Below are 9,419 nucleotides of genomic sequence, written 5' to 3'. Positions count from 1 at the left end.
CAAAGCTATTAGCGAAGGAAAAACTGGTTAAAAAGTCACCTTGAAAGGGCTGCCCAAGTATTACCTATCAGGTAATCTTTAAGGATTATTCTGGAGAGGGCGGGTGGTTTCCATAGCTGTTTGTAAATGGGTTCCTTCCCTTTTTTGATTGATTGCCCTTACTAGTGGCAGAAAATTTACGTTATACCTGATATATTCCGTAGCAAAAACATGTACCATTATTAACACGATGCCAGATATCGAGCGCATCTAAACCACATGAAATTTATGGAGCGGCTTGTGGAAACTCACTTAAATAATACAAATTCCCCTTCGGTTAAGGCAACACTTTTGCCTGCCTTAACCGGGATTCGTTTCTTTGCAATTTTCCACATATTTTTGTTCCACCTGTGGTCGCTGTACAGCATGGAGAAACCGCCGGAATATAAAGCGCTAATGCAAAGTGTTGGCCAGCTGCCAGATACGCTGATTACATTTTTATCCCACGGATACTTTTCGACCAGCTTCTTTTTTATGTTGTCGGGTTTTATATTGGCGTACCTCTATTGGGGTGCTAATGGACAATTAACCAGCTCCAAAAAACATTTTTGGCTACTGCGTTTCTCGCGCTTATTTCCTATACATATCATTATACTCATCATCACTTTTTTGTTATTCACGGGTTTTTTGCTGGGCGAAAACACACCTGTACCCACTATGGTTTTCAGTGCCTTAGCGACTCTTACGCTTACACAGGCTTGGGTGCCACAATGGGTACCCGTTTGGAGTTGGCCAACATGGGCGCTATCGGCCCTGTTATTTATGTACCTAATAATGCCGTGGCTAATGCTACGGCTCAGTAAGCTCTCCCGTAAATATATGATTTTACTGCTCGCCGCTCTCCCTCTAATCTCATTGCTGCCTACCATCGTCATTGCGCTGGGCATGTTTTCCGGGGAAAAACTCAACAGAGATTGGAGTATATTTTTGGGCGCCACACCTATATTTTGGGTGGCTCATTTTGTAGCGGGTATGTTATTAAGTCGAGCCTTTGGCATCAGTCGCTTTAACTCCAGCTGGAAAAAACCGCCACATTGGTTAGCGGTTGGCGACATAGCACTCTTAAGCGTCATTGCGATTGCATGTATTCCAAATATCGAAGAACCATTGAAGTACTTTTTACGACATGGCTTACTCATGCCGCTTTATATGCTTATTATTTTAGATTTAGCCCGTGGAAATGGGCTTGCCTCTCGATTATTTTCGTTACCTGGCACAAAATTTTTTGGTGAAATGTCATTTTCCATTTTCATTTGGCAAAACCTCATCATGGCAATGTGCTGGGAGGTTGCCAGAAGCACAGGCAATAATCAGTTTTTAGGCGCGTGTATTGGAATGATTATAATCTCAGTAATCAGTACCTACTTAATCGAAAAACCAATCGCGAGAAAAATGCGAAAAAAAATATTGCAGGGTAGTCACGCTAAAGTGAATGGCGTGACATAAGTTTATTGAGTACCTTGCTGATTACTCAATTCCGTCGTAAATGTTAACTATAATGTCTGGTGCCCAAACAACATGAAGTACCTTCTTCTATTTATTTTATTATTGCCTTTGGTCGCCTTGGCTGAAACTAGCGTGTGCCATGGCACTACTTCCAGCGGTTCTTTGGAGAACGGGGTTCAGCTTCCATCCAAGGGTAAGAACTACGAAGGTTACAGTTCAATAGCTCGGTTGGCGGGTAGAACCTATGTGCATTCGGCAGTAAGAGACATCATCCTTGCAGCATATAAACAGCTCGAGACCGAACAACCGAGTAAAGTTTATAAATACGCTGAAACTGGGTTCAAAGAAGGGGGGCAATTTAAGCCTCATAAAACACACAGGAATGGCCTATCGGTAGATTTCATGACACCAGTCATTAATCAATTAGGGGAGTCGGTTCACCTACCGACTAATCCACTAAACAAGTTTGGTTACAATATCGAATTTGATGAAAATGATCGATATGATGATCTTGTAATTGACTACGAGGCAATAGCTGCACATTTGGTATCGCTTCATAAGCAGGCCCAGGAAGATGGCTATGATTTATGGCGTGTAATTTTTGATCCAGAGCTACAGCCCAATTTATATAAAACTAAATACGCTAACTACCTAAAAAATAATATTCAGTTTTCTAAGAAGCGTTCTTGGGTCAGGCATGATGAGCACTATCATGTTGACTTTTCCATACCGTGTAAGTAAGTCCACTGACAAACGCAGCTAGTCAGAACGGTTTTAAGCCGGTGTCTGTCCGTTGGACCCACTTAACGCTATCCGTTGCTGCATGTGTTATAAGTCACAGAGTGTTGTATTGCTGTAGTCAACTTTGTTAACTCTGTCGCAATTATATTACACATTTCAAAACCCACATTTTTGACCCACATTCTCTATTTACAGTCTTTCCAACGGTTGTTAAAACCTTTTGAGGGGCTTGGTTATATGAAATATCTAATTTACGCGTTCTTGGCGGTTACTTTAATCGCCTGCAATGGTGGGGTGGTTGCTCCTGTTGTAAGCGTATCCTGCGTTCAGCTCGACACCTATTCAGAAGGTGATACTTATGGTACGGAAAATGGCGCTCAGTGTGTTGTTGATGCTGAAACACCGCTGATTCAGCCTGCGCCGGTTGCTGAGTTTACCTGGCAGCGCCTTATGGGGATTAATGCTGGTGGCGACGCCTATACCTCTTCTCAAGGTGATGCTTATCAAGGTGACCTTTATTTTATTGGTGGTGATCTAGGTCAGACGTCCGATTCCATCACTCAAACCCCGGACGCGACACTTTATCAAACTGAGCGGTGGGGTGAATTTAACTATGAAATCCCTGTTGCGCCAGGTCAATATAAAGTCACTTTGAAATTGGTGGAAATGTATTGGAATGCCAACGGAGCTCGATTAATCGATATTTCTGTTGAAGGTAAAAGCGTTGCGGCAAGGTTAGATACTTATGCCACGGTGGGGCATGATGTCGCTTATGATATTGAGGTTCCTGAATTTACGGTATCGGATGGAAGTATTAGTATTGTTGTGACAGCCCCTGTAGATAATGCCAACTTATCTGCCATCGATATCTATATGTATACTGATAGGCCTGACCCTAAAAAAATCGCGTCGGGAAAATCGATTTATTTAGCACAGTGCAGGCATTGTCATGGTGAAAAAGGTGACGGAAACGGCCTGTATCCTTCACTTATAGAAAATGAATGTACCACCTGTTCAACGCAAGAAAGTTTAGTCAGTATCATTACGGCTACGATGCCTCTTGATGGGCCTAAATGTACCGATAGTTGCGCTGCTGATGTGGCGACTTATATTATTGATACATTCACTGAAGAAAGCCTATTGTACTCGGATGCCCCCATTGCGACACCCACGATTTCTCGGTTGAGTACACTCCAGTGGGCCAATACTATGGCAGATTTGTTCCCTCAGGTTGATTTGGGTGACCTAAGTAATACCGTCACAAAAGATGCAATTGTGCGTTTTGATAATGAGGCTGATTCCCTTTTTGTCGGGCAGACATTACGCGATGATTTTCAGACTGAAGCAGAGCGTATCGCGCAAAGTGTGATTGATAATAGTTCGGCTTTAAATGCTTTAGTACCTAGCGGTTCTCCAAATGATGTTTCGGGTAAGGCTGATGCATATATTAATTATTTTGGGCGCAAGGTGTTTCGTCGTCCATTAACGACTAACGAAAAGCAAAATTACAAAAACCTATTTAATAAAGGGGCAAGTTTAACGTCGGGATTGGATGATTTTAAAGCTGGTGTCAAGGTGACCTTGGAAGCCTTTTTGCAATCGCCTTCTTTTTTATACCGTACATCTTTTGGTGGCAATATGATTGATGGCCGGTCACGTTTGACCAGTCATGAAATCGCGGCCAATTTAGCCTACGCATTGACGAATCGCCCACCTGATAGCCTGTTGTCTCAAGCCGCCGATACTGGAGCGCTTGCGTTCAGTACCACCTTGGCGAGCGAAGCAGAACGGTTGTTATTAACGCCGGCAGGTAAGCAAGCTGTTGATCGTTTCTTTTTCCAATATTTTGGTCTGGGGCAATATGACACCCTACAAAAAGACATCAATATTTCGCCAGGTTTTACAAATGATGTTGGGCCGATGGTGCATGAGGAAACTGCTCGAATATTGGCGTACTTATTTGAGCAAAATAAAGGGTTTAGAGACGTATTTACAACTGATGTTAGTTTTGTAAATCGTAAGTTGGCAGATTTGTATGGTTTAAGTGGTAATTTTAGTGAAAATAGCTGGACCCAAGTCAATTTGGATTCAAACCAGCGTGCAGGGATATTTACACGTCTTGGGTTTTTAGCCTACTTTGGGTATCAAGAGCGACCAAATACAATTAAGCGTGGTGCTTATATAGTGCACCGAATTCTGTGTAGTGACTTGTCTCCCCCTGTTGGGCTAATAGTACCCGAGGTTCCGCCGGCACAACCCAATCAAACAAATAGAGAAGTGATTGTGAATGTGACAGAAGAGTGTGGGTCTAGCTGTCATAAGTCATTGATTAATCCTGCGGGTTTCGCGTTCGAAAATTTTGATGGTCTGGGCCAATATCGTACATTAGAAAATGGTCGGTCTATTGATTCTTCCGGTATATTTTTATTGACGGAAGGCCAGAAGCTGTTTTCTGATTCATCTGAATTTAATTCCGTACTCTCTGAAAGTGAGGATGCACACAGTTGTTATGCCAAAAAATGGGCCGCTAGTATCTTAGCGCGTGAGCCGCGCCAAGATGATGAGAAAATCTCACGGGAACTTTCCATGCGATCTTTGAGTGAAAACTTATCGACTATCGATTTAATCGTCGCCCTCGTTACTAATGAAGTGTTCGTAACTCGAGTGGGAGAGCAGTAATGACTAATAAGAATCAAACAAATTCACGAATTAACCGACGTTTATTACTGAAAGGCGTTGGCGGTATAGCTTTGGGTTTACCCCTACTTGAAGCTACTGGCGCCTCGGCGCAAGAAACCTCTCCTTTTTTGGCGATTATTGCCAGTGCTAATGGTGTGGTGCAGGCACGAAATGGTGAAGATGAAGCTTGGTGGCCTTGGCAGCCTGGCAGTATATCGAAAGCCAGTATGGAGAGTGATAAGCCTTATAGGGCAAGCGGTGAGCTGTCGAATTATGCCGATAAGCTGATGTTTGTTAAAGGTGTTAATTATCGGCATGGCGCCAATGGTTGTAACCACGCTTCAGCTTGCTCGCAGTTGTTAACGGCAACAAGCTCGCTGGATGGGCGCGGCGCAGAGACAATGTCCAACGCTGAGTCCATTGATACAACTGTTGCACGGCAAATTAATCCTTCAGGGGTTGAGCCATTCTTTTTGCATGCGGGCATGTATCAAGCGGGCGGTTCAGGTTTTAATATTCCATCATACATATCGTATGCTGGTCCCCGACAGCAGCGACCTGCTTATGATTCACCGCTTAGGGCATACCGAAAAATTTTAGGTAGTAACCCAGCGTCTAATATTATCGACCCTATTGCTCTTCGCCGTCAAAGTGTGAATGATTTACTAAAAAATGAGATTGAAGGTTTGTTAAGTCGAAGCGACTTAACAAACGATGATCGTCATCGTTTGGATCAGCACTTTACAACGATTCGTGAATTAGAGGTGAAAATCAGCAACGCTACATTATCTGATGCGCAGGTTTCCACAATGGACCGGGTTGAACCCCGTCTTTATGATACGAATAATCATGAAACGATTCAGCGCTTGCATATGGATTTAATGGCTTTTAGCCTGTCTTCGGGTTATACCCGCGTTACTGTTCTACAGGTTGGTGATCGAGAAGATGATCACGAGTATGTTATTGATGGTAGAAAAGTTCAGTTTCATACAGCCTCTCACCGGACGCTATCAAACTCTTATGAACTTTGTAAGAAGGTGGATCGGATTCAGATTGGACATTTTAAATATTTCTTAGATAAGCTCAGTAGCATTGCTACCCCATCAGGCACACTTTTGGATTTAGGTGTCACTGTTAATACGAATCAAATTGGTACTGGCCCGGATCATCGCATGGGTGATCTCCCTTATATTATTTGCGGTAATAGCGGTGGCATCTTATCGCGTGGCCGGTTTATTCAGTTAAATAACGCTCCTAATGCTCGCCTGCTAAATACTTTAGCTTCTGCTGTTGGGGTTACAACCCGAATGGGTGGTGATGGTAATCGCCTTAACGAATTGCTAGCTTAATCGGTAACGCTTTATTTATTCGGATATTTTATAATGGCTAATTTCTCTGTGCGTTATCAGTGGTTTGTGCACTCTCGGCGTTTTTTAAATGCTGCTTTATTAGGCGCTTCGTTAGTATCGTGCGCTGGCGATAGTTCATTAGTACTTGATGAGCTCCCTGTGACGATGCCTGATAATAGCAATGAAAATAATGTATTAGCGACTTGCATTGGCGAACCGTTAGAATGTTTTTTAAGTGATGATGTCGGCGTTTATCGCATCACAATGTCTGTTGCGGATGGCTATAGCGGCCCCATAGAAGTTTTTGCGGAATCTCGGCGCTTGATGTTTGAGGCGAATCTGAAATCCGAAAATTCACCAAAAACGTTATCTTTCCTTGTTGATGTAAGAGATCCAGAAGGTGATCCCTTTCAAAATGATATTGGAATACCAGGATTAAATTTAAGGATTACCCAAGGGGCGAGTGCCTTGTCGTTTTTGAGTGCTGAGCCCTCACTGAGCCACAAAAATCTGTTTCTTATTGGTGATTCAACGGTAACCGATCAGTCGCCGCAGTTAGATCGCGATGCTGTTTCGCGTTATAGCGGATGGGGGCAATTTATACCAAGCCATTTCAATGATGAAATTGTAGTGGCTAATTATGCTGTTTCGGGGGAGGGTACATACCTATTTCGACCCAATGGAGGCGACCGTTGGGGTGAGATTAGTGCTCGTATGCAAGCGCAAGATTGGGTGATGATTCAGTTAGGCCATAATGATAAACAAACCTCCGCAAGCCAATATCGCTCACGCATTACGAATATGATTACCGCGATAAAAGAAAAAGGCGCCAACGCGATACTCATATCACCCATGATACGTAATACCGGCGTTGTGCTTTCTTCGCAGCATATTTGGGGTGATTTAAATATTAGAGCTGAACTTATAAATATAGCGCAGAGTAACGATGTTCCTTTGGTCGATTTAATGAAGCTTTCACATGACTGGGCTTCCAGTATCGGGCAATCAGCCGCGCAAACCTATTTTGTCGCTGGGGATAAAACCCATTCAAATGAAAAGGGCGCTCGATTCTTTGCGCAAATGATTATAGATACGCTAGCCCAAGAAGATGTAAAATTATTGGATTACAAGCGGCTACCTTAGGCCTATAAGGGCGAGTTTTGGATGTCTTTCAATTAATCACGATTTCGCCTCGCCGCTTTTCCATACACCAACGATGTGCATCGCCACATTAATATCGCGTGCCGCTTTAACATACCGCGCTAATTCACCAGGTATCTCTGTAAACGCGACGGTAGTCGCTCTGCATTAATCTCGTTTTTCGGCACAGGGTTTTATTGAGTTACCCTTTCCAGAACAGTGATTAAACACTTCTTTAATACGCGGGTGTTCTTTAATATTCCCCGCCCAGCCAATCGATTAATTCAACTATAAGGGACTCCTGCCCCGATGCGTTACCCTACCTATGTCCTATAGGCCTCGCATGCGCCCCTTCGAGCGCCTTGCTGAGAAAGTAGGCGCCCTCGTCTGATTGGACAAACTATTATTGCCCTGCCCCTAACCCTCTCTTTCATAAGCGTCTACGCATGAGGTTCAGCGCGAGTGCCTGCAGGTTTTTGGTCGCTCTTAAATTGTATGGGTGTATATGCTAGGTTAATATGCGGCCTTGCAAGCTTTGCTCTATTTTGAGAAGCAGCTTGAATATTTACCTTAATATAAGGAATAACAGTGCTTAAATCTAACAATCTCATTTTGGCGACAATTTCTATCATCGCGCTTACCGCGTGCGGTAGTTCAAGTGATCCGTCGATGTATCCTGCTGAAAATACTTCATCTGGTGAATCATCCTCTAGTACTTCGCAAGCGTTGTCTTGCAGTGCATTGCCTGGTGCTGTTTTTATTAATAACGTATGCGCTGGCTGGTCTGAACCTACTGTTTTTCAACAATTGAAAGCTGATTACAATATGTTCGAAGATATAGCCTTAGGAGAGGAAGGTCTTCTAGCTACGATGACAATGATTGATAGCGGTGACCCTGAGCATAATACGGTGTTAGATATTCAGTATAACGATAATACGGAATACAACGCGATGCCGCGGATTTACGCAGAAAATACTACTGATATGAGCCGCTTTGCTGGCGGTGAAATAGTATTTGATTTAAAGGTGTTGGATTATGGCGATTCTACTGAAGGTTTAGATTTAGTGATTGAGTGCGGTTACCCCTGTAAAAACACTGATTATCGTTTAAATGTTGATACGCTTGATCAGTGGAATACTTACCGCATACCAGTTAATGATTTAATTATTGATGGTTTAGATATTACTAACGTTGCAATGGCCTTCCAGCTGATACCTATGTGGAACCTACAAAGTAATGCTCATTTTCAAGTGGATAATATTTATTGGGAAGAGGGCAGTGATACGCCTGTAAATAAATGCTTTTCGGAGCACTATGATCGCGCAAGTGGTAGGTACAGTATTGATTTAATATATCCGCAATCAACGGCTGAAATAGAGTACGATCTTTGGCAGTTACAAGTTAGTTCTGTTGTTTCATTAAACCCTCAGTGGGAAACGGCAGCCTACGAGTGGTCGTTTGTTCTCTACGAGCCAGAATCAAGCATAGGTATTTTGGATTCATGCGCTTATTCGGGAATATTGTCTGCCAGTATTAACCTTCCTGAGGTGTATACAATGGATCAAAATCTCCAAGTCGCTTTCGCCTTTGCGCAGCAAGATGGAACAATTACCTATTCCGATCCCATCTACACATCAACTTTACCGGCAAACGAATGGGCCAAGATAAGTACACCGCTGAGCACCAGCGCTGCTTATGCAAGCGTCTCGGGTATAGGGTTGGCTTTTTGGGGTTCAAGTGCATTGCCAAATTCTGCAGGGCCAATCACTTGGGATAATATTGTTATAACCCATTAAGTATTGAGGGTGTTGATAAAAACGCCTCGTTAATAAAGAGCTGCTCAAGCAGCTCTTTATTAACAATCTTTTAGCCTTGCAGCCTGGAAATTCATAGCACAACTACATGTCGTAAATAAAATCAAGAAAATCAAGGACAGGCACACCTGAACTCTCGATGAGTTCGATCACGGCAATAAGCGAGGACATGCACTCGTTAAATCACTAGATAAGTTATAAAGAACGCCA

General features: G+C 43.1%; 6 protein-coding genes. All 6 read left to right on the top strand.

The window, feature by feature from the left end; all coding sequences use genetic code 11:
- Positions 1-279: 279 nt before the first annotated feature.
- The 6 genes from AC3A8L_RS16855 to AC3A8L_RS16830 all read left to right on the top strand — a co-directional run bounded on the left by AC3A8L_RS16855 (position 280) and on the right by AC3A8L_RS16830 (position 9,191).
- A complete protein-coding gene (locus AC3A8L_RS16855) occupies positions 280-1,485 on the top strand; it encodes an acyltransferase family protein (protein WP_487963438.1) in 1,206 nt (401 codons plus the stop codon).
- Between the two features lie 72 nt (positions 1,486-1,557).
- Positions 1,558-2,226, top strand: a complete 669-nt coding sequence (locus tag AC3A8L_RS16850; protein ID WP_487963437.1) for a penicillin-insensitive murein endopeptidase — start codon at positions 1,558-1,560, stop codon at positions 2,224-2,226.
- A gap of 237 nt (positions 2,227-2,463) precedes the next feature.
- Positions 2,464-4,905: a DUF1592 domain-containing protein gene (locus AC3A8L_RS16845; protein ID WP_487963436.1), complete on the top strand. Its 2,442-nt coding sequence runs from the start codon at positions 2,464-2,466 to the stop codon at positions 4,903-4,905.
- The gene (locus AC3A8L_RS16840; protein WP_487963435.1) at positions 4,905-6,254 is read left to right on the top strand and encodes a DUF1552 domain-containing protein; all 1,350 of its coding nucleotides are present in this window, start codon (positions 4,905-4,907) and stop codon (positions 6,252-6,254) included. The genes AC3A8L_RS16845 and AC3A8L_RS16840 overlap by 1 nt, the downstream gene beginning before the upstream one ends.
- Positions 6,255-6,287: 33 nt before the next feature.
- Positions 6,288-7,397 (top strand): GDSL-type esterase/lipase family protein, encoded by a 1,110-nt coding sequence (locus AC3A8L_RS16835; protein ID WP_487963434.1) that lies wholly within the window; start codon positions 6,288-6,290, stop codon positions 7,395-7,397.
- A gap of 585 nt (positions 7,398-7,982) precedes the next feature.
- Positions 7,983-9,191, top strand: coding sequence for a hypothetical protein (locus AC3A8L_RS16830; protein ID WP_487963433.1), 1,209 nt, complete (start codon positions 7,983-7,985; stop codon positions 9,189-9,191).
- Positions 9,192-9,419: the final 228 nt, after the last annotated feature.

Source organism: Marinagarivorans sp. (assembly GCF_982758155.1).
Note: the sequence above shows the minus strand (reverse complement) of the source record. Positions and strands in the feature narration are given on the sequence as shown.